Annotated in this window: 25 protein-coding genes, 1 tRNA gene and 1 pseudogene; 17 read left to right on the top strand and 10 right to left on the bottom strand. The window is 63.6% G+C overall.

The window, feature by feature from the left end:
- The first annotated feature begins 85 nt into the window (after nt 1-85).
- The 6 genes and pseudogenes from AB7245_RS44585 (at nt 86) to AB7245_RS44560 (ending at nt 3,539) form a co-directional block, all read left to right on the top strand.
- Nucleotides 86-1,060: a Bug family tripartite tricarboxylate transporter substrate binding protein gene (locus AB7245_RS44585; RefSeq protein WP_063980089.1), complete on the top strand. Its 975-nt coding sequence runs from the start codon at nt 86-88 to the stop codon at nt 1,058-1,060.
- 149 nt (nt 1,061-1,209) lie between these two features.
- Nucleotides 1,210-1,488, top strand: a complete 279-nt coding sequence (locus AB7245_RS44580; RefSeq protein WP_063980088.1) for a DUF3551 domain-containing protein — start codon at nt 1,210-1,212, stop codon at nt 1,486-1,488.
- Between the two features lie 85 nt (nt 1,489-1,573).
- On the top strand, nt 1,574-1,867 hold the full coding sequence (locus AB7245_RS44575) for a DUF3551 domain-containing protein (RefSeq protein ID WP_321576601.1): 294 nt from the start codon (nt 1,574-1,576) through the stop codon (nt 1,865-1,867).
- Nucleotides 1,868-1,967: 100 nt separating this feature from the next.
- Nucleotides 1,968-2,444, top strand: coding sequence for an ArsR/SmtB family transcription factor (locus tag AB7245_RS44570; RefSeq protein WP_439035688.1), 477 nt, complete (start codon nt 1,968-1,970; stop codon nt 2,442-2,444).
- 11 nt (nt 2,445-2,455) lie between these two features.
- A pseudogene (locus AB7245_RS44565) lies at nt 2,456-2,788 on the top strand (SRPBCC family protein); the annotation flags it as partial.
- A gap of 16 nt (nt 2,789-2,804) precedes the next feature.
- Nucleotides 2,805-3,539 (top strand): DUF899 domain-containing protein, encoded by a 735-nt coding sequence (locus AB7245_RS44560; protein WP_084795320.1) that lies wholly within the window; start codon nt 2,805-2,807, stop codon nt 3,537-3,539.
- 152 nt (nt 3,540-3,691) lie between these two features.
- On the opposite strand, the gene AB7245_RS44555 is transcribed toward AB7245_RS44560, so the two are convergent.
- On the bottom strand, nt 3,692-4,936 hold the full coding sequence (locus AB7245_RS44555) for a S1C family serine protease (protein ID WP_439035687.1): 1,245 nt from the start codon (nt 4,934-4,936) through the stop codon (nt 3,692-3,694).
- A 204-nt stretch (nt 4,937-5,140) separates the two neighbouring features.
- Here AB7245_RS44555 and AB7245_RS44550 point away from each other — a divergent pair, with 204 nt between their 5' ends.
- From AB7245_RS44550 to AB7245_RS44530, 5 genes are all read left to right on the top strand, one after another.
- Complete coding sequence (locus AB7245_RS44550; protein WP_439035686.1) at nt 5,141-5,758, top strand: hypothetical protein; 618 nt, start codon at nt 5,141-5,143, stop codon at nt 5,756-5,758.
- The gene (locus AB7245_RS44545; protein ID WP_063985952.1) at nt 5,745-6,119 is read left to right on the top strand and encodes a winged helix-turn-helix domain-containing protein; all 375 of its coding nucleotides are present in this window, start codon (nt 5,745-5,747) and stop codon (nt 6,117-6,119) included. The genes AB7245_RS44550 and AB7245_RS44545 overlap by 14 nt, the downstream gene beginning before the upstream one ends.
- A 27-nt stretch (nt 6,120-6,146) precedes the next feature.
- Complete coding sequence (locus AB7245_RS44540; RefSeq protein WP_063980082.1) at nt 6,147-6,887, top strand: di-trans,poly-cis-decaprenylcistransferase; 741 nt, start codon at nt 6,147-6,149, stop codon at nt 6,885-6,887.
- A gap of 121 nt (nt 6,888-7,008) precedes the next feature.
- Nucleotides 7,009-7,545: a GNAT family N-acetyltransferase gene (locus AB7245_RS44535; RefSeq protein ID WP_063980081.1), complete on the top strand. Its 537-nt coding sequence runs from the start codon at nt 7,009-7,011 to the stop codon at nt 7,543-7,545.
- A gap of 76 nt (nt 7,546-7,621) precedes the next feature.
- The gene (locus AB7245_RS44530; RefSeq protein ID WP_063980080.1) at nt 7,622-8,110 is read left to right on the top strand and encodes a Crp/Fnr family transcriptional regulator; all 489 of its coding nucleotides are present in this window, start codon (nt 7,622-7,624) and stop codon (nt 8,108-8,110) included.
- Here AB7245_RS44530 and AB7245_RS44525 read toward each other — a convergent pair.
- Complete coding sequence (locus AB7245_RS44525) at nt 8,049-8,876, bottom strand: metallophosphoesterase family protein (protein ID WP_063980079.1); 828 nt, start codon at nt 8,874-8,876, stop codon at nt 8,049-8,051. The two genes, AB7245_RS44530 and AB7245_RS44525, sit on opposite strands and share 62 nt — an antisense overlap.
- 213 nt (nt 8,877-9,089) lie before the next feature.
- Here AB7245_RS44525 and AB7245_RS44520 point away from each other — a divergent pair, with 213 nt between their 5' ends.
- The 3 genes from AB7245_RS44520 to AB7245_RS44510 all read left to right on the top strand — a co-directional run bounded on the left by AB7245_RS44520 (nt 9,090) and on the right by AB7245_RS44510 (nt 10,597).
- The gene (locus AB7245_RS44520; RefSeq protein WP_063980078.1) at nt 9,090-9,779 is read left to right on the top strand and encodes a DNA-3-methyladenine glycosylase I; all 690 of its coding nucleotides are present in this window, start codon (nt 9,090-9,092) and stop codon (nt 9,777-9,779) included.
- Between the two features lie 25 nt (nt 9,780-9,804).
- The gene (locus tag AB7245_RS44515; RefSeq protein WP_028151136.1) at nt 9,805-10,098 is read left to right on the top strand and encodes a DUF1330 domain-containing protein; all 294 of its coding nucleotides are present in this window, start codon (nt 9,805-9,807) and stop codon (nt 10,096-10,098) included.
- A gap of 205 nt (nt 10,099-10,303) precedes the next feature.
- Complete coding sequence (locus tag AB7245_RS44510) at nt 10,304-10,597, top strand: hypothetical protein (RefSeq protein ID WP_063980077.1); 294 nt, start codon at nt 10,304-10,306, stop codon at nt 10,595-10,597.
- A 123-nt stretch (nt 10,598-10,720) separates the two neighbouring features.
- Here the strand turns inward: AB7245_RS44510 and dinB are convergent, their stop codons facing one another.
- A complete protein-coding gene (gene dinB, locus AB7245_RS44505; RefSeq protein ID WP_439035685.1) occupies nt 10,721-11,821 on the bottom strand; it encodes a DNA polymerase IV in 1,101 nt (366 codons plus the stop codon).
- Between the two features lie 43 nt (nt 11,822-11,864).
- Between dinB and AB7245_RS44500 the strand changes: the two genes are divergently transcribed.
- Both AB7245_RS44500 and AB7245_RS44495 read left to right on the top strand, forming a co-directional pair.
- The gene (locus AB7245_RS44500; protein WP_084794905.1) at nt 11,865-12,308 is read left to right on the top strand and encodes a TspO/MBR family protein; all 444 of its coding nucleotides are present in this window, start codon (nt 11,865-11,867) and stop codon (nt 12,306-12,308) included.
- 94 nt (nt 12,309-12,402) lie between these two features.
- Entirely contained in the window at nt 12,403-12,612 is a 210-nt protein-coding gene (locus AB7245_RS44495) for a hypothetical protein (RefSeq protein WP_014491045.1), read from the top strand.
- A 25-nt stretch (nt 12,613-12,637) separates the two neighbouring features.
- Here AB7245_RS44495 and AB7245_RS44490 read toward each other — a convergent pair whose 3' ends face one another.
- From AB7245_RS44490 to AB7245_RS44470, 5 genes are all read right to left on the bottom strand, one after another.
- Entirely contained in the window at nt 12,638-13,570 is a 933-nt protein-coding gene (locus AB7245_RS44490; protein WP_439035684.1) for a ferritin-like domain-containing protein, read from the bottom strand.
- 448 nt (nt 13,571-14,018) lie between these two features.
- Nucleotides 14,019-14,095, bottom strand: a tRNA-Arg gene (locus tag AB7245_RS44485).
- 103 nt (nt 14,096-14,198) lie between these two features.
- Nucleotides 14,199-14,918, bottom strand: coding sequence for a metallophosphoesterase family protein (locus tag AB7245_RS44480; protein WP_439035683.1), 720 nt, complete (start codon nt 14,916-14,918; stop codon nt 14,199-14,201).
- Nucleotides 14,919-14,943: 25 nt separating this feature from the next.
- The gene (locus AB7245_RS44475) at nt 14,944-15,855 is read right to left on the bottom strand and encodes a hypothetical protein (protein WP_063980073.1); all 912 of its coding nucleotides are present in this window, start codon (nt 15,853-15,855) and stop codon (nt 14,944-14,946) included.
- Between the two features lies 1 nt (nt 15,856).
- The gene (locus AB7245_RS44470) at nt 15,857-16,999 is read right to left on the bottom strand and encodes an MBL fold metallo-hydrolase (RefSeq protein WP_231145446.1); all 1,143 of its coding nucleotides are present in this window, start codon (nt 16,997-16,999) and stop codon (nt 15,857-15,859) included.
- Between AB7245_RS44470 and AB7245_RS44465 the strand changes: the two genes are divergently transcribed.
- Nucleotides 16,892-17,341: a hypothetical protein gene (locus AB7245_RS44465; protein ID WP_231145501.1), complete on the top strand. Its 450-nt coding sequence runs from the start codon at nt 16,892-16,894 to the stop codon at nt 17,339-17,341. The genes AB7245_RS44470 and AB7245_RS44465 overlap by 108 nt on opposite strands.
- Nucleotides 17,342-17,376: 35 nt before the next feature.
- Here AB7245_RS44465 and AB7245_RS44460 read toward each other — a convergent pair whose 3' ends face one another.
- Entirely contained in the window at nt 17,377-18,438 is a 1,062-nt protein-coding gene (locus AB7245_RS44460; RefSeq protein WP_063980070.1) for a sensor domain-containing diguanylate cyclase, read from the bottom strand.
- Nucleotide 18,439: 1 nt separating this feature from the next.
- Nucleotides 18,440-21,553 (bottom strand): bifunctional diguanylate cyclase/phosphodiesterase, encoded by a 3,114-nt coding sequence (locus AB7245_RS44455; protein WP_063980069.1) that lies wholly within the window; start codon nt 21,551-21,553, stop codon nt 18,440-18,442.
- Nucleotides 21,554-21,667 lie beyond the last annotated feature (114 nt).

The raw sequence follows: 21,667 nt of genomic DNA, 5'->3' as shown, positions 1-21,667 counted from the left end.
CTGCAGCAAGCTTTGTTACAACCGCGTCGACGCCACTTTGAAGCCATCTGGCTTTCAAGAACAACACGTTGGGAGAATCCTTGAGATGATCACTCGCCGTACCGCGCTGGGCCTGCTCGCCGCCAGTCCGCTTGCAGCAACCCCGCTGTCGAAGGCCTTTGCCGCCGACTATCCGGCCCGGCCCGTGAAATGGGTGGTCGGCTATCCGCCGGGCGGAGCCACCGACATCCTGGCGCGGCTCATCGGTCAGCGGCTGTCGGAACGGCTCGGCCAGCAATTCGTGATCGAGAACAAGCCCGGCGCCGGCAACAATATCGGCACCGAATCGGTCGTCAATGCCGAGCCCGACGGCTACACGCTGCAACTGGTCAATCCGGCCAACTTCATCAACGCTTCGCTCTACACCAACCTCAAATTCAACTTCGTGCGCGACATCGCGCCGGTGGCCTCGTTCCAGCGGGTGCCGAACGTGATGACCGTCAACAAGGACGTTCCGGCCAAGAACGTCGCCGAGTTCATCGAATATGTGAAGGCCAATCCCGGCAAGGTGAACATGGCTTCGTCCGGCAACGGCACCTCGGTGCATCTGTCCGGCGAGATGTTCATGGCGCTGACCGGCTGCAAGATGCAGCACGTGCCCTATCGCGGCGCGGCGCCGGCGATCACCGACATGCTCGGCGGCCAGGTGCAGGTGATCTTCGACAACATGCCCTCGATCATCCAGCACATCCGCTCCGGCTCGCTTCGCGCGATCGGCGTCACCACCACGGAGCGCTCGCCGCAGCTGCCCGACGTACAGGCTATCGCCGAGACCGTGAAGGACTACGAGGCCAGCGCGCTGTTCGGCATGGGCGCGCCGAAGAACACACCCAAGGAGATCATCGCCAAGCTCAACAATGAGATCAATACGCTCATGAAGGAGCCCGACATGACCAAGCGACTGGTTGAACTCGGCGGCGAGCCGCGGGTGCAGACGCCGGAGGCGTTCGGCGAGGAGATCAAGGCCGAGACCGAGAAGTGGAAGAAGGTCGTCGAGTTCGCCGGCCTGAAGGTCGAGTAGCGATCTTGTGATCCCTGAGATTGGAGCCCTGCCGCCTGGCAGGGCTTTTTTCTTGCGTACTTCGTTCCGTTGATCTGGAATAAAACGGCGCGGCGAAACCTGATGATACATGGCGCGTATCTCGCCCTGTGAAGAGAGGAGTCTGGATCATGCGCAAGACGCAATTGGCGCTGCTGACGCTGGGCGCGACGGTCTTTGCCGGCTTCGTCACCGTCACGCCCGCGGCGGCCCGCGACTACCCCTGGTGCGCCCAGGGCGGCGAGTATGACTATCCCGGCGAATGTGCCTACAGCACCTATGAGCAATGCCAGGCCAGCGTCTCCGGCCGCTTGCTGTACTGCGGGCCCAATCCAATGGTGGCCTATGGCCAGGCGCCGCAGCCGCAACCTCGGCCGCACCGTCGCGCGCGGCCCGTTGCACCGTACTAGCCGCGCGCGCATTGCGCAGCCGCGTATTTTGCGCGATCGCTCCGGAATAAACCGGCTCCGCGAGCCTTTCACTCTGTGAGGTCGGATGTCGCGCGGCGAACATGGGAGGTCGGTCATGGGCAAGGCGCAATTTGTGCTGGGCACCATAGTCCTTGTGTGGCTCGCTGGCGGGAGCCCGGCGCGCGCGGACTATGATTACGCGTGGTGCATTCAGAACTCGGAATACGGCTATCCCGGCGACTGCTCCTATCAGACCCGCGAGCAGTGTCAGATGAGCGCGTCGGGCCGCAAGGGCTATTGCGCGCAAAATCCTGCCCAGGTGGCCGTACGGCCTCCGCTTCAGCCGTCACTACGCGGTCGGTACGTTCGTCCGTACTAGTCGCGCCTCACACTGAGCACTGCCTGATCACGCAGTCGTGCAGATCCGGACGCGCGGGTTCCTGCTTGACGCCTTCTCGTTCACGTCTATACTAAACCAAATGGTTAAGTATAGAGACGAGACGCTCGACCGGACCTTTGCGGCGCTGTCCGATCCGACGCGGCGTGCCCTTCTCGCGCGGCTCGGCGAGCGGGACGGCCTGTCGGTGAGCGAGCTGGCCGCGCCGTTTCCGGTCTCGCTGCCGGCGATCATGAAGCATCTCGACGTGCTCACGGATGCGGGCCTGATCGTGCGGGAGAAGACCGGACGCACGGTGTCCTGCCGGCTCACCGCGCAGCCGATGAAGCAGGCGATGAACTGGCTCAATCGCTACGCGCAGTTCTGGTCCGAGAAGTTCGACCGCCTCGCCACCTTCGTGGAGGACAAGACATGGCCAACGCAGCCGTCAACGCCGATCCCCGCACAGCCGAACGTCCAAGCGAGCGTCCAAACGAACGTCCAAGCCTCACGCTCACGCGCCGGCTCCGCGCACGGCCGGAGAAAGTCTACGCCGCCTGGACGCAAGCCGCGCAGCTAGTCCAGTGGTTCGGGCCGCCGAACATGAAGCCGGCGACGCTGGACGCCGAGCTCGATGTCCGTACCGGTGGCCGTTACCGCATCAGCTTCACTGGTGACGACGGCGAATATTTCGAGGCCGGCGGCATCTATCGCGAGGTCGTGCCGAACGAGCGGCTGGTGTTCACCTGGGCCTGGCATTCGACGCCGGAGCGCGAATCGCTGGTGACGATCACGCTGAAGCCCGATAGCGCCGGCACGCTGATGATCTTCCATCACGCCCAGTTCTTCGACGAAACCGCACGCGACAATCACCAGCGCGGCTGGAGTTCGTTCCTCGACAAGCTCGACGCCTTCGTCGCCTGACACCATGGAGGATACCGTGCAGCAACATCAGATCGTCTCGCGCGAGCAATGGATCGCGGCCCGCAAGGCCCACCTGGCACATGAGAAGGAGCTCAGCCAGGCCCGTGAGCGCCTCGCCGAGCAGCGCCGCGCGCTGCCCTGGGTGAAGGTCGACAAGAACTATGTGTTCGACGGACCGAACGGCAAGGTGACGCTCGGCGATCTCTTCGGGGGGCGCCCGCAGCTCGTGGTGCAGCATGTGATGTTTGCACCCGACTGGGAGGCCGCATGCAAGAGCTGCTCGTTCTGGGCCGACGGTCTCGATCGCATGGTGCCGCACCTCGCCGCGCGCGACACCTCCACGGTTGCGATCTCGCTGGCACCTAGCGCCAAGCTAGAGGCCTTCAAGAAGCGGATGGGCTGGACCTTCGACTGGGTCTCGTCAGGAAGCAACGACTTCAACTACGACTACGAGGTCTCGTTCACGCGCGAGCAGATCGACAAGGGCGTGCCCAAATATAATTTCGGCACCACGCCGTTCTACGGTCCGGAGCTGCCCGGTATCAGCGTGTTCTACCGCAACGAGGCCGGCGAGATCTTCCATACCTATTCATGCTTCGCGCGCGGTCTCGACATGATGAACGCGGCCTATCAGTATCTCGACCTCACCCCGCTCGGTCGTCACGAGGGCGGCCTGCCCTATCCGATGGACTGGGTCCGCCTGCGCGACCAGTACGAGCCGCAGGCGAAGGGAGCGTGCTGCCACGGGTGAGGGGGCGGGTGCGCTGTGCCCACACCAACGGTGTCATCGCCCGGCTTGACCGGGCGATCCAGTACTCCGAGACGGTCGTGTCGAATCTAGAAGCCGCGGCGTACTGGATGCCCCGCCTTCGCGGGGCATGACAGCGGAGGCTGAAGCGCAGTCTACCGCTTCGCGTCGGCCTGCTCCGTGCCGTTGCACGAGATCAGCATCGTGTACGGCCGCGCGTTGCCGGCGATGTCGGTGGTCTTGAGCTCGCCCTTCGGTTCGGCGGTCTGGTAGGGCACCACGGAATTGTCGAGGAAGTCGCGCAGCATGCCGGTCTTGATGGCGAAGTTGATGTTCTCCGGAATGTTGCCGGTCGCAGCGACGATGCGCAGTGCGGGGATCTTTGCGGTGACCACGCCCACGATCTGACCGGTGGTGTCGAACAGCGGGCCGCCGCTATTGCCGGGCTGCACCGGCGCGCTGATTTGCAGGAAACGCGTGTCGTTGCGCATGCCGCTGAGCGAGCTCGCGATACCGGTCGTCACGGTGAAGTCCGACGTGAGCAAGCCATGGAAGGGAAAGCCGATTACGATGACGGAATCGCCGGAGCGGATCGAGCGATCGCGGATCCGCGCAAAGTCCTTGAATGTCGTCATCGACGGCGACTGCAACAAAGCGAGATCGTTGTTGACGTCGCTCGACACGACGCGCAGCACCATCGCGGCCTCACCGGTGAGGTTGCCCTTGATGTCGCCGACACAGCCGTCGATCACATGGTTGTTGGTGACGACGTGGCCGTTCGCGCTGACCACGAAGCCGGTGCCGGTCTTGGCTCTGGCAACTTTGCCGCCGGCCGGCGGCGCCTGCTTGTCCGGCGCAGGCTGCGGCTTGGCGGCGATCTTGGTGAAGTCGCCGGCCTTGTCGAGCCCGTCGGCTTTTACCTTGGTCACGCAATTGGCCAATGCAGCGATCACCGGCCCGGTCGAGGTCAGATCGAAATTCAGAACGGCGCGGCCGGCCGTCGCCACCATCAGGCTCGCCTTCTGAAACGTACGCACAACATTGACCGGCATGATGGCCGTGAGCATGTTGGGCTGGTACGCCGTGGCGAACAGCCTGGCTTGCTCCTGCCCGTCAAAGGTCACGTCGATCGCGGCGTTCTCGCCCTTGTTGAAGCGGTAGCTGGGACTCGCAAAGGCGAGCGACCATGTGCCGGCGGCATTTTGGCTCACGACGAGGATGACGCCGTTCGCATAAGGCGTCGTCGCGGCGCAATGCGAGAAGGCGCCCGTCTCGTCATTGCTGAAGGCGCCGCCGATCCAGTTGCCGACATTGACGCTGCCGAATGGTCCTTTCGCATGCGCGATGCCGGCGACGCTCGCCTGCAACAGAGACGCGACGACAAATGACTTAAGCCACATACTTCCTTCCCCCCGGAATGCTTTTGAAGCCATCTTATCCGGCCGAGGTCGTGCGGCGCAACCGACAGTTGTTTGTGCGGATCGAACCATCCGGCTGCGACTTCCGGGCTTGCCTTTACTTTGCGGTGCTATATACTTTGCGATACAAAGTGACGGGACGGGCGGTCCCGGTTAATTGGGCGGAGCGGGGTTTTGGCGTTGCCAATGCGCGATCTCGACAAGGCACTGGCCGACATCGTGGCGATCCGCAACCAGATTGCGGCGGGCACGGCGTTCCGCGGCTACGGCCCGGCGACGATCGCTGCGACGGGCGCCGTCGCGCTTCTCACCGCAATCCTCCAATTCTGGCTGCTCGGCGATCCCACCAGCGAGCCGGTCGGCTTCTTCTTCGGCTGGTTCATGGCCGCGGTGCTCTCCGTCCTGATGATCGGCATCGAGATGCGCGCACGCTCGCGCCGTCATCATTCCGGCCTGGCCGATGCCATGATCCATCAGGCGGTCGAGCAGTTCCTGCCCGCGGGCGTCGCCGGCGTGCTGCTCGCGGTGGTGATGTGGAAGTTCGCGAGCGAGACGCTGTGGCTGTTGCCCGGCCTGTGGCAGATTCTGGTGTCGCTCGGCATTTTCGCTTCCGTCCGCTCGCTGCCGCGCACCGTCGCGCTCGCCGGCGCCTTGTATTTTATTTCCGGCTTCGCGGTCGTGGTGCTCGCGAGCCGGACTCACACGCTATCGCCGTGGACCATGGGGCTGCCCTTCGTGATCGGGCAGTCGGTGATGGCGGGCATTCTGTATTTCGCGTCCGGAGACCATGATGTCGAAGACTGACAGCGCACCCTTCTCCTATGAAGGGCTCGACCGCGTCATCCATGAGAAGGCGAGGCTCGGGCTTCTGACCTCGCTGATGGCGCATCCGAAGGGTCTGGCGTTCGCCGACCTCAAGCAGCTCTGCGGCCTCACCGACGGCAATCTCAGCCGGCATCTCGCCGTGCTCCAGGAGGCCGGCCTCGTCGAGGTGACCAAAGGCTATGAGGGCAACCGCCCGCACACGACCTGCCGCCTGACCAAGGCGGGCCGCCGCCGCTTCCTCGACTATCTCGCCGTGCTCGAGCGGCTGGTGCGCGACGCCGCCAAGGCCGCCGGCCGCGACGCGCCGCCGCTCGGCCGTCTCGGTATCATCTCGACCTGATCCCCCTTTTTGACCGGAGACTTTGCAATGCAAAGCGACATGACCTCTCGCAACGAGAAGCTTCACGTCGGCATCATCATGGACGGCAACGGCCGGTGGGCGACGCGCCGCGGCCTGTCGCGCCTGCGCGGCCACGAGGCCGGCGTGGAGGCGATCCGCCGCATCGTCGAGGCCGCACCCAAGCAGGGCATCGGGACGCTGACACTTTACGCCTTCTCCACCGACAATTGGCGACGGCCGAAAACCGAAGTCGCCGCGCTGATGACGCTGCTGCGCTTCTATCTCGCCAACGAGGTGCAGAGCCTCGCCAGGAACGGCGTGCGCCTCACCGTGATCGGCCGCCGCGACCGTCTGCCCGACGGCATCGCCAATGCGATCGCGCGCGCGGAAGACGCCACCGCGCACGGCAGCGCGCTTCACTTGCGCATTGCGGTCGACTATTCCGCGCGCGACGCGATCCTCAACGCCGCAGCGAAGGCGGCGGCATTGACGAGCCTCACCCGCGAAGCCTTCTCGCAGCTCGTTACCGGCGAAGCCGGCCTTCGCGACGTCGATCTCATCATCCGCACCTCCGGCGAGAAGCGGCTGTCGGACTTCCTGCTCTGGGAAGGCGCCTATGCCGAGCTGCACTTCACCGAGCGGATGTGGCCCGAATTCGACGCGGGCGATCTCTCCGCGGCTCTGGCGTCCTTCCACGGCCGCGAGCGCCGCTTCGGCGGCCTCCAGGCGATCATGCCCGACGAGGTGCCGTCACTCTCCCGTGTGTGATGCACGGCACGGGACAACGAGCTGTTCGTTTTCAGCCGCATGATTGGCAGTGGTGTCCAAGCCGCGGAAGCGCGGCCTCGGTTAGGTGTGCGAGCCACGCAACCTGCCGAGAGCATCACGCATGTCACTGTTGTTTCCGGGAGCCGTCGTCGAGCCGGTCGAACTGGCCGAAGCGAAGGGCATGGTCTGCATCAGGACCGCCAGCGTATCCGATGTCGAGAACCTGTCGGTTTATTTCACCGGCCTGTCCACGACGTCGCGCAACAAGCGCTTCATGGGCGCGCGTACCGACTTCGCCCTGGTCGCTGCCGAATGCGTGGCGAAGACGGGCCGTCCCGGTCATTTCACCCTGCTCGCCGAAGTCAGGCAGGACGGGCAGCACGCCATCATCGGCGAAGCGAACTACGCCTATGATGCGGCTGCACGGCATGGCGAGTTTGCCATCTCGGTCGCCGATGCGTTCCAGCGCCTGGGCCTCGGCTTGCAGATGATGACGGCGATGGAGACGCGGGCGACCGATCTTGGCCACGAGATGATCGCCGCGGAGACGGCGCGGACAAATACCGAGATGCGTGGTCTGGCGAAGAAGGCGGGCTTCCGGGATACCGGTCTCGGAGACTGGCAGTCGGTTCACCTCGCAAAGCGCCTGTCGCGGTAGCCGTCCGCGCGTTGCCGCCTGGCACGGATCGTGCTCTAGTATCGCCTGGATTTCCCCAGCGATGGGAGCTTCGGCGATGCGCGCAGTTCTGGATCATTGCACCGGCGGAACGGAGCGGCAGGTCATGGCCGGCACGTCGGTCGTTACCGAGGGCGGCACCAGCAGCGGCCATCTTTACGTGCTCGTCGAGGGCAGGCTCGAGGTGCTCAAGAGCGACACGGTGGTCGCGACCATCACCGAGCCCGGCGCCGTGTTCGGCGAGATGTCCGTGCTGCTCGGGCTGCCGCACACCGCGACGGTGCGGGCCAGCTCGGATTCCGTCATCTATGAGTTCGAGGACGCGGCGTCATTCCTCATCCAGCGGCCCGAGGTCGCGCTGCTGCTCGCGCGCACGCTGGCGCAGCGGCTCAACGTCGCCAACACTTATCTCGCCGATCTCAAGCGGCAATATGCTGGCCACGGCACGCATCTCGCCATGGTCGGCGAGGTGCTCCAGAGCATGATCAACCTGCCGCCGCTCGAGGTGTCGCCAGGCTCGGATCGGCAATCCGATCCAAGGATGTGAGCCAGTCCGGCGGCTCCTCGATGGTGTTTGCGGGCCGCTTCAACGGTGCGCCGAGGTCGATCCACTGCGCTTCGCCCGCTGCCAGCCAGAACGCCTTGTCCGCAGCGAGATCCAGCACGATATGCGTCGGCGGCCGTCCCGGTTGCAGGCCGGCGTTGAACACCCAGGTCTGGCCGAGCCGGTCGAACCACGAGCCGTCGGCGACGAAGGGCGACTGGTGCACATGGCCCGAGATCACCATCGACGGCTGATACTGCATGATCCATTGCACCAGATCGACGTCGCCGAAGAAACGCTTGCCGCCCCAGCTGGTCGGTGAATTCGCCGGCGGCGCATGATGCGCCCAGATCCAGTGCTGCGGGCGGCTTTCGGCGGCGTCGCGCAGCTGTTCGACGATGCGCTGCTTGACCAGCGGGCCGTCCCACCACGGGCACACCGTGAACAGCGTGTCGCCGATGGTGAGGTTGCCGCCGTCGCAAGTGATCCCGAGCTCCCGCACCTCGGAGATCCAGCGCGAGATCTTTTCGCCCTCCGCATTGCGCTCGTCGAGGTCGTGATTGCCGGAGCAGAGGATCACGCGGGTCTGCGCCGCGAGCAACGCGAGGTATTTCTTCACCACCACGATCTGCGCGCGAAAATCCACCACCGAGCCGATGTCGAGCGCATCGCCGGCGAAGATCACGAGGTCGAACTGCGGTGCCGCGCTGACCAGCCAGTCGAGCTGCGGCAGCGAGTAGTGCAAATCGGCCACGACCAGGCAGCGCATTGAAAATCCGTGGGCGGGTTTGAAAAGGTCTGGGAATTCCAAAACGTTAATTACAAAGCAAGAAGCAGACCAGAATGGCTGCCTCTCTTCGTCAAGCCAATGGCCGGCAGCATGCTGCGGCGCATTGGCGTGCGCAAGTGACCGGGCGCCGCAGGGCTGGACCGTGTCATCGAATTCTGATGTCGTGGCGCATCCTCAAACGCCCGTATCCGCATGACCTCCTTCAAGACCATTCGTGCCCGCGCCGAGAAACGCAAGGGCGGCCCCAAGGCGCTGGACAAGCTGATGCCCGAAAAGCCCGACCTGAAGGGGCTCGCCAAGCTGGGCGACGATCGCATCCTCGCCGAGATGACCAGGCGGGTGTTTTGCGCGGGCTTTGCCTGGAGCGTGATCGATTCGAAATGGGACGGCTTTGAAGCGGCGTTTTTGCATTTCCAGCCGGCCAAGCTCACCTTCCAGCCGGAGGACTATTGGGAGGGCCTCGTGCGCGACGCGCGCATCGTGCGCAACGGCGCCAAGATCATGTCGGTGCGCGACAACGCCAGCTTCGTCCAGGAGATCGCAAAAGAGCACGGCAGCTTCGGCAAGTTTCTGGCGAAATGGCCGCCATCCAACGAGGTCGGCCTGCTCGATCTCCTGACGAAGCGCGGCAGCCGGCTCGGCGGCAACACCGGGCAGATGCTGCTGCGCTTCGTCGGCTGGGATGGTTTTGTCACCTCCAGGGATGTCGTCGCCTGCCTGCGCGATGCCGGCCTCGACATCGCCGAAGAGGTCAAATCAAAGGGCGATCTCGCAAAAGTGCAGGCACAGTTCAACGCCTGGGCCGAGGAGACCGGTCTGCCATACACATATCTGTCACGCATCTGCGCGCTCTCGGTTGGCGAGAACCGAGGCGAGCACTAAGTCACGAGAAACCAGGAGAATAAAAATGGCAAAAGCCTATTGGGTTGCCACCTACCGCGCGATCAAGAGCCCCGACGCCATGGCGGCCTACGCCAAGCTGTCGCGTCCGGCCATCGAGGCCGCCGGTGGACGCGTGCTCGCGCGCGGGATGCCGGTTGCGGCCTACGAGCACGGCCTGATGGAACGCGTCGTTCTCATCGAGTTCGATAGCGTCGAGCGCGCCAGGGCGGCGTATGAAAGTCCCGCCTACAAGGCCGCTCACGACCTGCTCGGAGACGGCGCCGACCGCGACATCCGGATCGTCGAAGCCGCCGAATAGCGGCATCGACAGGCGGATCGTGTGCTTCGTGTGGCGGTCCCGTGCCGTGAGCGCGGCAGATGAAACTCGCGATCACGAAATGCATTTTTCCGGAACATTCGTGCGCAACACCCGTTCGGGAATTTGAGCCAGGCGACACAGGCGCAGGGAACGCCCGTTTTGGCTCAACTCACTGAAACCCGGCACGACAGAAACGGAGCAGCGCATGAAGCTCACATCCGAACAGGTGAAGCAGACCGTCAACCAACTCGGCGCCCAGGTGCTGCCCGACGAACATCCCGCCATGCCGCAGCTCAACAGCATGTTCGGCGAACACACCTTCTTCGTCGACGAAACGGGCCTGAAGGTGCTCGAGCCGACGCCGTCGGTCGGCGCTGAGCGCCAGACCGGCGAAGTCGTCAGCCTCGCCAACTGGAGCGATGCCGACCTCACGCGCCTGATGGCCCATGAGCCGGAGCCGACGGGTGTGATCGTCGTGTTCGAGCATGTGAGGCATTGATTGGCCCGAGCGGATCGGCCTTCATCGGTGGCGGGTCTGAAAATCCCGCCACCTTCCATGGCTGGTTTGGAGCCGCGCCGCGGACAAGGATCTCGCGTTCGCGGAGGGCCTTTCCAGCCTGGTTCAAAGACCGAAAGTCAGCTGCGGCTCCGCATCGTCGCCGTCCTGGAGGGCAGACAGCGACACCCCCAGCAGCCTGACGCGCTTGGGTAGCGGTATCTCGGCTTCGAGCAAGCCGCAGGCCAGCCGCCCCAGATCGTCCCGGCCTGCAACCGGCGCCGTGACGGACCTGCTGCGCGTGATGATCTCGAAGTCGGCGAATTTGATCTTCAGGGTGACGGTCCGGCCGCGGTTGCCGGTCGTCTCGCAATGGCGCCAGACCTTGTCGACAAGCGGCTTGAGCTCGGCGGCCAGCGCGCCGTATTCGTCGAGGTCGGTCGAGAACGTCGTCTCCGCGCCGATCGACTTGCGGATCCGGTTGGCCCGGACCGGTCGCTCGTCGACGCCGCGTGAGATCCAGTAGTAATAGGCGCCCGACTTGCCGAAATTCGCATTCATGAACTCCAGCGTCTGGTTGCGGATGTCGAGGCCGGTGAACAGGCCGAGCGCGTTCATCTTCGCGCTGGTCGCCGGGCCTATCCCGTGGAACTTGCCGACGGGCAGCGTCTCGACGAAGGCGGGTCCCATCTCCGGCGAGATCACGAACTGACCGTTGGGCTTGCGATGATCGGAGGCGAGCTTTGCAAGAAATTTGTTGTAGGAGATGCCCGCCGAAGCGTTGAGGCCGGTCTCGGCCTTGATCTTCTCACGGATCCGCAAGGCGACGTCCCGCGCCAGCGGGATGCCTTGCAAATTCTCCGTCACGTCGAGATAGGCCTCGTCGAGCGACAATGGCTCGATGATTGGCGTGTGCTCGGCAAAGATGTCGCGGATCTGCTTGGAGATCGCCTTGTAGACCTCGAAGCGCGGCCTGACGAAGATCAGGTCGGGACATTGCCGCTTCGCGGTCACCGACGGCATCGCGGAGCGAACACCGAACTTGCGGGCCTCGTAGCTCGCGGCCGCGACGCCGCCGCGTTCCGCGGAGCCGCCGACGGCGACCGGCTTGCCGCGCAGCTCCGGATTGTCGCGCTGCTCCACGGACGCATAGAAGGCATCCATGTCGATATGGATGATCTTGCGGACGGGCGTGGCCTCGCCAGTCACCGTGCCGGATTCGCTCATGGAACGATGATACAATTGCCCGAAGAGAAGCGCGAGGTGATGGATGCTTCAGTTGTTGGTCTTCGTCGTCGGTGTGGTCGGCATCGGCTGGCTGATCGGCGCGACCAATCTTCCGGGAGAGTGGTATGCGGCCCTTGCCAAGCCGGGTTTCGTGCCGCCGAACTGGGCGTTCCCGGTGGCGTGGACTATCCTTTACATCATGATCGCGGTTGCGGGCTGGCGGACTTTTCGCCGTGAGCCGCCGGGTCGAGCGATGCAGGTCTGGGCCGCGCAACTGGCCCTCAATTTCGTCTGGTCTCCGGTGATGTTCACGATGCACCAGATCGGAGCCGCGCTCGTCATACTCATTTGCCTGTTCGTCGCGATCGTGACCTACATCAGTCTCGAGACGTCACGGGACAGGCTGGCCGCCGCGTTGTTCATACCTTATGCAGCCTGGGTCGCCTTTGCCGGCCTGCTCAATGCGGCCATCTGGCGCTTGAATTGAGGCGATTTGTCCAAGGTTCATCAAAGAGCAATCTCAGGCTCGTGAGTGGCGAGCCTAGGCACGCGTTCCTATATAGGAGCGCGGAGGACAGCCAATGCAATACAGCTCCGAGCTCATTCAGACCATGCGCCAGGCCCTCGAGACCGTGATGGCGAGCGTACCGGCCGATCAGTCGGTGTTCGGTCTGAAAGCCGCTGTCGCCGAATGCATTTTGAAGGCTGCCGCGCACGGTCATACGTCGTATGACGCCCTGGTGACGTCCGCCTCCGATCAGATCCAGTCGATCATCTCGATGCTGACGTGAGGGAGGCAGGCGGCAGATCCGGAGTTCATGCCGACGGAGGCGCCCATAGGAACTCAGGACGAATGCCCTGCTGGATGAGGTCCGTGCCAAGCGACTGAAGTGTGAACATGGCGCCGATGCTGGGTCTTGTACCGCTTGTCCAGCACGTTTGAAGGCCGATCAAGAGCTGCGACAGGGCCTGATTGAACGCAAGCGACGGACTCGGTGTGACGGTCGATTGCTGAAAATCGAACCAGGTCGGAAACGGGATTGGTGCTCCCGTAAAGCTCCAATGGCCAGCCGCATCCTGCACCAGCGTTTTCTCGGTGTAGATTTCCTTGAAGACATAATAGTGGGCGAATGTTGCATTGCCGGTTGGGGGTTGGTTAGGAGAGCCTTCCGTACCTTCACCTTCGGCCTTGATCAGCAGGATCGCCGCCTGCGCATCGGCGATGCTCTTGATCGGCGTTGCTTCCCCCGAATTGACCGCGAAAGCGCTGGCATTGATCGCGGGATTGACTGTGGTGAAACCCTCGGCGATCGCATCGTAGAAATCACCAATCGCCGCAGGTCCCGTTCTTGCGGCGAGCGCAACCGGTGGAAATTCCGGATACTCGATCTGCATGAAGACCTGAACTTGATCTGGCGTAAGCGGCTTCAGATCAACGGGCAATTTTTGCAGAATTTCTCCGGGCAGGACATTGGTCGGGTAGCTCGGAATGAAGGTCGCATTGGCAATGGATGGCACGCCGCCGATCGCGGTCAGCATGTTGCCTGCCAGGGCAAAGTGATACATCTCTTGCACCACAATGTCCTGAATCATACCGCCGACACCGCCCGGGTCGCTGTTGATCGACCATTGCGCGCAAAGATAAGGCGGGATGGTGGAGAACTCCAATTGCATCGCGGTCTGGAGTGCGTCTTTCAGGTCGGAAAGCGTCGTAATGCGATCCTCGACGAACTGGGCGATGGTTTTCATCTGAAGCACCCCTCCCGACTCGGTTGATTGCGAAGCCCTGTTCCTGGCGCCGCCACTGGATCGACGTCGTCAAGCAGGTTCCGTGTTGGCTCATTGCTTGCGGGACGAGCGCTCCTGGGGTGATTCAGTCCGACAATAACCGGATATCGGTCTGCGACATCACGCCTACAATCGGACCTGCCCCGATGATCGCGACCAGAAACGTGCCGCGATCGGGCTCATTTTCCGCAACCCATGAACAATAGTACAATTTAAGGGTGCAATCAATTGCGCCGTTGGTCAGAGATTTGTGACCGCTTTTCCATTCGACGTGCTTAGCCGGACGCGCGCGCGACGTTGCGAAGGCCAGATTGCGAGCCGCAACATTTGATGGATGGTGCCGTCACAGCGTCAAAAGCCGGCACACAGTCTCGGTCCGGCACACAGTCTCGGTAAAGAGTAGGGAGACTGGCGCACCCGACACGATTCGAACGTGTGACCTTTGCCTTCGGAGGGCAACGCTCTATCCAGCTGAGCTACGGGTGCTAGTCGAGGTTCATTTAGCCGATTGGCGGGGGGTGGGCAACCTCCGCTTTGCCCGTGCCCGGACGCCCGGCATCGCCCAATTCCTGGTCTTATGCTTCGCTCTTCAATCCCGGAGGGCGGCCGGTCCCGAGATCTCGCCGGAATCGGTCACGAACATCAACGGGCCCGTCTCCGAGGTGGCGAACACGGCCGCGGTGAGCGGGCCGCCAAAGCAGGCGCCGGTATCCAGATTCAACCGGTTGGCTCGCAGATCAGGTGTCCCGGACCGGACCGGCGTATGACCATGGACAACGAAAAGCCCGTGGTCGTGATCCGACGACAGGAAGGGTTCCCGGATCCACAGCAAGTCTCGCTCGGATTGTGACGCCAGCGGCACGTCCGGCCGTAGTCCAGCATGGACGAACAGCCGCCCATGCTCGATTTTCGTCAGCTGAAGCGCGCGTATCCAGTCGAGATGCTCGCTCGGCAGATCGGCGGGATCGTCGATCCCGTAGCTGTCGAGCGTCTGCTCGCCGCCGTTGCCCCACCAATTCATGAGGTCGCGGTCGGTGCGCTCCATGTCGGCCGCGCGAAGCAGCATCTCCTCATGGTTGCCCCGCAGACAGACGAAGGGGCGGTCCTGCTTCCCTTCGCTGCCGACGAGAAAATCCATCACGTCGCGGCTTTGGGGTCCCCGGTCGATATAGTCTCCGACAAGCACAAACTGCGCGCTCCGCTCGCCGCGAAGCTCCTCGCACGCGGCGAGCAGCGACGTCAGCTTGTCAAAGCAGCCGTGGATGTCGCCGATCGCGAAGGTGAGTTCTTCGTGCTCGGGAAGATGCAAAGCCAGGTTTCTCCCGCGTGCCAACTTAGATGGTGAGACCCTTTGTCGTGCCTTTGAGCCTGATCCGCTCCGGACCCACGCCCACCTTCGCGAGCGATTCAATCACTCTGTCGCTCAGCGCCTTGCCGTCCTTGTCCTTGCGATCGCGTTGAACCGCGGTGAAATCATACACGAGCAGCCCGACATTGGCGCTGCTCACGTTGAGCTTGGCCCCGTCCGCAACAGCGCGGATCGCCGCAGCCACATTGCGATGTCCGTTGCTCCATTTCGCCATGCCGGCCAGATTATTCGCAACGCATCGATAGCTGTCTTCGATCTCCGTCTTGTGAAGGTCGATCACCTTCTGATAGTCCGCGATCTGACCGACAATATCGCCGTTCTCCAGCTCGGGGTTGCTGAACGTCTTGGCCTCCCAGAACACTAGATCCACGCCGGTCGCCGTCGTTTCGAAGTTCGCCAGGTCCATGCGGGGGAGGTTCCGCTTGATGCCGGGGACGCCGGATGCGTTGATCGCAATCTCGACGTCGACGACGGAGAGATTGGACGTCGCGATCTCGTGGACGCCTTCCTTCTCCTGTCCGGAATAGGGCGATGCGGCCCTTTTGAGCTTCGCCAGCGTCTCTGCGCCTTCGTAGTCGCGCGTCAGCATTCTTGGCTCGGCGTTGCCGAAGGCGAACTTCCCCTCGACCAGCGAGACCTGATCCTTCAAGTCCGGATTCAGCAGATATTTCTCGTGCGTCGAGGCGGTCACCTTCCCGCCCTTGAATGACACTTTGAAGATGGATTGCCCCTGCCAGTAGACGTTCAGGTACTCGTCCCGAATGCCGATGATGAGTGTGGGATCGGCGAGAACGTCTTTCCACCAGCCATCCTGCTGGGCGAGTGTCTCGAGTGCCTTGCGAAAGTCGTCGCCCCGGATTCCGCGTCTGAAGCTCATCTCATACCTCCCACCATTCGCCATCGCTGCGTCGCGTGACGTTGTCAAAATATCTGGAGAAACTGTCGCCTTCGAATGTGTGAACGGGCACGAGCCTGTCCGGCTGTATTGCGTTCGCGAGCCGCTTGAGATCCAGGATGCTGGCGTGGCCCGAGGTGTGGATGATCTCGATGGGAACGCCGCGTGTCGCGAGATCCGCCTTCAGTCTGGCGCCAGGACCGTCCTTCAGATATCCGTCCCATTGCGACCAGATCGCTCTGGTGCCGGGCCAGAGATTTGCGGTCTCCACGTCGTCGGCCATCGCCGGGCGAAACAGCATCACGGTGCGATCGGCGATCTCGGTGATGCGCTCGCGGTAGATCCGTGCGGATTTGTAGGGATCCAGCAGGTCGAAGCGCTTTTTCCTTGCGATCTGCCGCCGTTGATATTCCGGCACATAGACCGACAAATTGGGCCAGCCGGCGTTCGGCAAGCGCTCGTTGCCAGTGGCCCGCAATATCTCCATCGCATAGAGGTCCAGCAGCAGCGTCCGGCCGCTGCGCTTGCAGGCGCGATAGATACTGACGATGCGATCGATGTTCTGCGCGGACGCCGAGAGGATGACGAAGCCTGGCTGCTCAAAACTCTCGGTCAGCCTCGCCTCGATGTCGTCCTCCGTCGGGAATTGCGTGTGCTCGTCGAGACGGCCGAGGCTCGACCCCTCCATCAGCATCGTGTCGATACCGCGGGGCGGATGGCTCACCAATCGCTCGAACAGACCGCCCTTGCGACCGTGCGCACGGATGTCGCCGCTGTAGAACAGACGCCGGCCGGCAGCCTGGATCAGCAGCGCATAGGCATCATAGGCCGAGTGATCGACAAGATAGGGCGTGATGCTGAACGGGCCGATCTGGAAGGTTCTGCGATCGTTCAGCTCGAATGAAACATTGGGCACGAAGGCGTTGGGCACGAAAGGAGCTGCCGCACACATGATGCGCGCGGTCGCAGCGCCCATGGCGAGGGGGACATTGGGTCTGCACAGGGGGAGCAAACCCCAATGATCGCCGTGTCCGTGCGACAGGACAACCGCACGCAGGGTTGGATCTTCGACGCGAAGCCCGGCCACAGGCGGGAGAAGATCGTCGGACGCGCCGTCGGCATCCAGCGGAAGGCCAAGGTCGAGCAGGATTCGCTCGCCCGCGGCCTCGAGCTCGATGCAGGTGCCACCAATTTGCTGCGTTCCGCGGTGGACACGTCCGCGAAACGAACCGGCTGCTTCGGTCATCAGCGGTTGGTCTTGGCGGCCGAGCCGGGTTCGGCCGTGACTCGCGACCAGGCGATGGCGTTTTTGGCGGAGGGGAGGGCACTGCGAGATGGGCGGGGAAATTTCAAAGCGAATACGGCTCCAGGCAACGACATATCTATATTCAAACGAGCGCCCGAGAAATTGCGGCTTTTCGAGAAGAAAATGTCCGTGTTGTTCCGGCGCAACATCACCTGCTGGTGAGGCCGAACGCAATAGAACCTTCGGTGGGATGAACGTCAGCCCCGGCTGGACCGGCGATTGGCGGCGACTTGAATCCCGGGCGAGCCGCGATCGGCGTGCGCGAATTCGGCAAGCAGGCGTTCGGAGCAGATGACGCGGTTGCGGCCGAGCCGTTTTGCCGCATAGAGCGCCTCGTCGGCCGCACCCAGCAGCCGGTCGGGGCTGCCGTCGGCCTCAGTGGGAATATGGCTTGCGACGCCGACGCTGAGGGTGACGTGGTCGCCGGCGTCAACAGCTCCATGAGCGATCCGCAAGGCCATGACGGCACGGCGGATCTCCTCGGCGATGGCGCAGGCGGCATCGCAATCCACGTCGGGCAGGATCAGCGCGAACTCTTCTCCGCCATAGCGGCTGGCGAGGTCGAGCGGGCGCACGGCATGGCGGCTGACGACATCAGCGACCGCGCGCAGGCATTCGTCGCCGCTCTGGTGGCCGTGCCGGTCGTTGAACAGCTTGAAATGATCGACGTCGACGAACAGCAGCGCCATCGGCTTCTGCGTCCGCTGGGCGCGGGCCCATTCGCTCATCAGCATCTGGTCGAAGGCGCGCCGGTTCGACAGGCCGGTCAGCCCGTCCTTGGTGGCGAGCTCCTTAAGCGCCATCTCGGCGCGCTTCTGATCGGTGAGGTCGCGCAGCGTCTCCACCACGGCGATCAGCTGGCCGGCCTCGTCGTGGATCGGGCCAGCGTCGATCGCGAGATAGAGCTGGCTGCCGAGCTTGGGCATCACGCACCAGTTCTCCGCGGAAAAGCCGAGCCCGTTGTGGCCGCGTGCGGCATATTCCGAATAAAACTCCGGCAGCTGCTCGGGACGGTCGAGCGCGACCAGGTCGGCGAGGCAGGGGCGCCGGGTCTCGTAGAAGGCCTGCCAGTGTTTCGTCGTGCCGATCACCTCCGCGGCGGGGACGCCGGTCAGCCGCTCGCAGGCTCTGTTCCAGATCACGACGCGGCGCTTGGGGTCGATCACGAAGGTCGGCACCACCAGATGCTGCATCAGCCGCACGGCATAGGAATCCGCGACGTCGACGCCTTTCGCTGACGTTTTCCTCGGCTTCGCCATCTCAGGCCACCGCCGCCACCGGCGCGGCATCGTTCGGACCGAACAGCTTTCGCACCTCGGCGGCCGGCTTCGGTTTGCTGAACAGATAACCCTGCATCTCCGTGCAGCCGAGCGCGCGCAGCATCTCGCGCTGCGCCTCGGTCTCGACGCCCTCGGCGACGGTGGTCATGTGGCTCGCCGCGGCGATGTTCACCACCGCCTGCACGATCACTGGCGCGCCGCTGGTCTCCGCGATGTCGGCGACGAAGCAGCGGTCGATCTTGATCTTGTCGAACGGGAAGCGCTTCAGATAGCTCAGCGAGGAATAGCCGGTGCCGAAATCGTCGAGCGCGATGCGCACGCCGATGGACCGGAGCTGGTGCAGGATCGAGAGCGCGGCCTCGTCGTCGCGGATCAGCACGGCCTCGGTGATTTCGAGCTCGAGCCGGGAGGGAGAGAGCCCGGAGGCGGCGAGTGCGCCGGCAATCCGCAGCGCCAGCGTGTCGCATTTGAGCTGCACCGGCGAGACGTTGACCGCAATCCGCACATGCGCCGGCCAGGTCGCGGCCTCGTTGCAGGCCATGCGCAGCACCCAGTCGCCGAGCTCGTTGATCAGGCCGGTATCCTCGGCAATCGGAATGAACTCCGCCGGCGACACCCAGCCGCGTTCGGGATGCCGCCAGCGCAGCAGCGCCTCGCAGCCCGACACGTCGTTGGTGCTCAGGTCGACCAGCGGCTGGTAGTGGATCTCGAAGCCGCCATTCACCAGCGCCTGGCGCAGATCCTGCTCCATGGTCAGGCGCGCCTTGGCGCTCGCATCCATCTCCGGCTCGAAGAAGCGATGGGTGCGGCGTCCTTCGGCCTTGGCGCCGTACATCGCAAGATCGGCGTGCTTGATGAGCTGGTCGAGATCGGTCCCGTCCTGCGGCGCCAGCGCGATGCCGATGCTGGCGTCGGTGGAGAGCTGATGGCCGAGGCAGTGATAGGGCTGGCGGATCGCCTCGTAGATCCGCGTCACGAACGATAGCACGTCCGCAGAGGACTGGATTCCGGTCTGGATCACGGCGAATTCGTCGCCGCCGAGCCGCGCGATCAGGTCGCTCTTCTTGAGGCAGCCGCGCAGCCGGGTCGCGATCGCCTTCAGCAGCTCGTCGCCGACGTGATGGCCGAGCGAATCGTTGATGCCCTTGAATTCGTCGACGTCGATATAGAGCAGCGCGAACTGTTCGCCGCCGGCGACCTTCGCCAGCTCGCGCTCGATCTGTTCGCGGAACAGCGTGCGGTTCGGCAGGTCGGTCAGCGCATCGTAATGCGCCATATGCGCGATCTTCTCGTGGGCGCGCCGCCGCTCGGTGACATCCTCGACGACGCTGATGAGGTAGCGCGGCTCGCCGGACTTGTCGCGAATGCCGATCCGGGTCGAGGTGATGTAGCGCGGTCCCTTGGTCTGGCTCTGCCAGGTGTGCTCGTCCTTGAACAATCCCCCGGGCGCCTGCAGCGCCTTGCTGTCGTCGTCGTTGACGATCCTGGCGGCGGCCTCCGGATACATGTCGAAAGGAGTCTTGCCGACGATGACGTCACCCGACTGGCCGAACTGCTCCTCGGCGGTCCGGTTGACCAGCAGATATTGCCGCGTCAGGGCATCCTTCACCGTGATCTGCGAGGGGATGTGATCGATGATCTCGCGCAGGAACATGTAGTTGCGGTCGCGCTCCTGCTCCAGATTGCGCCGCTCGGTGATTTCCTCGATCGTGGCGACCCATCCGCCCTGCGCCAGCGGGGTGTTGATGACCTGGAAGGCGCGGCCGTTGGGCAGTTCGTGGATCCTGCTGGAGACCTTGCCCTCGGCGACGACCCGCATCACATCGGTGCAAAACGTCTCGACGTCGCCGCCGAACGTGCCACGCTCCTTGCGATGCTGCATCGCCTCGCGGATGTGACAGCCGGGCTTGATGATGTCGTCGGACAGGCCGAACATCTCGGAGTAGCGGCGGTTGCAGGTGACGATAAATCCGGCGGCGTCGTACAGGATCAGCCCTTGCGACATGTTGTTCAGGGCGGTGTCGAGCCGGAGCCGTTCCGCTTCGATCCGCTCCTGGGCTTCCCGGTTCTGCCGGCTGATCTGGCGGATGATCAGGAAGAGGATCAATGCGATCACGATCGCCGAAAGCGTTGCCGTGGTGACCATGAAGCCGGTCTGCTGACGCCAGTCGGCCAGCGCGGCGCTCGTGGTGTTGGTCGCGACGATGACCAGCGGGAAATGCGACAGCGAGGCCCCCGAGCCGAGGCGGTCCTCGCCGTCGATCGGACCCTTGACGCGCAGCGTGTGCCGGCCGCCCTCGGCCAGCATCTTGCGCATCAGCGGCGCGTCCTTGAAATTCCTGCCGATCAGCTCTTCGACATGTGGATAGCGCGCCAGCATCTTGCCTTCGCGATCGAACAGCGAGATCGCCGTACCCTCGGCAAGCGCGACAGAAGCGAAATACTGCCGGTAGCTGTCCGGATCGATCCGCCGGACCATGGCGCCGAGGAAGGTGCTGCCGTCCGCGCCGCTCAGCCGCCGCGCGACGATCGTGGTCCATTTGCCGATGATGAAGCTGCGGACGGATTCCAGGATGACCGATTCGGCCATCGGATCGGATTTGAACGTCTGGAAATAGGCGCGCGAGGAGACGTTGATCTTGGGCAGCGGCTCGGCCCGCGACCAGTTGATCAGCTCGCCGTCGGCATCGTAGATCGCGATGTCGCCGAGATAGGAGACGGAGCTGATCTTGCTCCGCAGCATCTGATTCGTCGCGAGCCCGGACATGCGCTCGCGGAACATCGCCGGCGAGGTGATCTCCGGCAGGTTCATCTGCCCGATCAGGTCGGCGGCGACGACGTCGGAATCCTGGAATTGCTGATCGAAGTGCCGTGCGATCAGCTGCACCGTGTTTTCCAGCTCGCGCTCGCGGTTGGCCAGGGTGCGCTCGCGGAATTCGCCGACGGCCATGGCGGTCACGGCGAAGATCCCGGCGACCAGCAACACGCCGCACAGGGTCAGCCAGAGGACAGGACCACGCCGCGCCAAGGCCGCCCAGCCGTTGGTCGCGGCTGATGACATTCCGGCTGTCACCGTGGAAAAGACCTGGCGCATTCCCCCTCCCTGGAAGGACAGGAATACACCGCACAAATGGCGCAAACCTTAGGAAAGCCAGTTACCTAAGCATTAATCCGGTTGTGCAGCCGCGCCCGTATGCAGTGGGGCGGG

Source organism: Bradyrhizobium sp. 604_D8_N2_3 (assembly GCF_051810765.1).
Taxonomy (GTDB): Bacteria; Pseudomonadota; Alphaproteobacteria; order Rhizobiales; family Xanthobacteraceae; genus Bradyrhizobium; species Bradyrhizobium barranii.
This window is presented reverse-complemented; position numbering and strand designations above follow the sequence as displayed.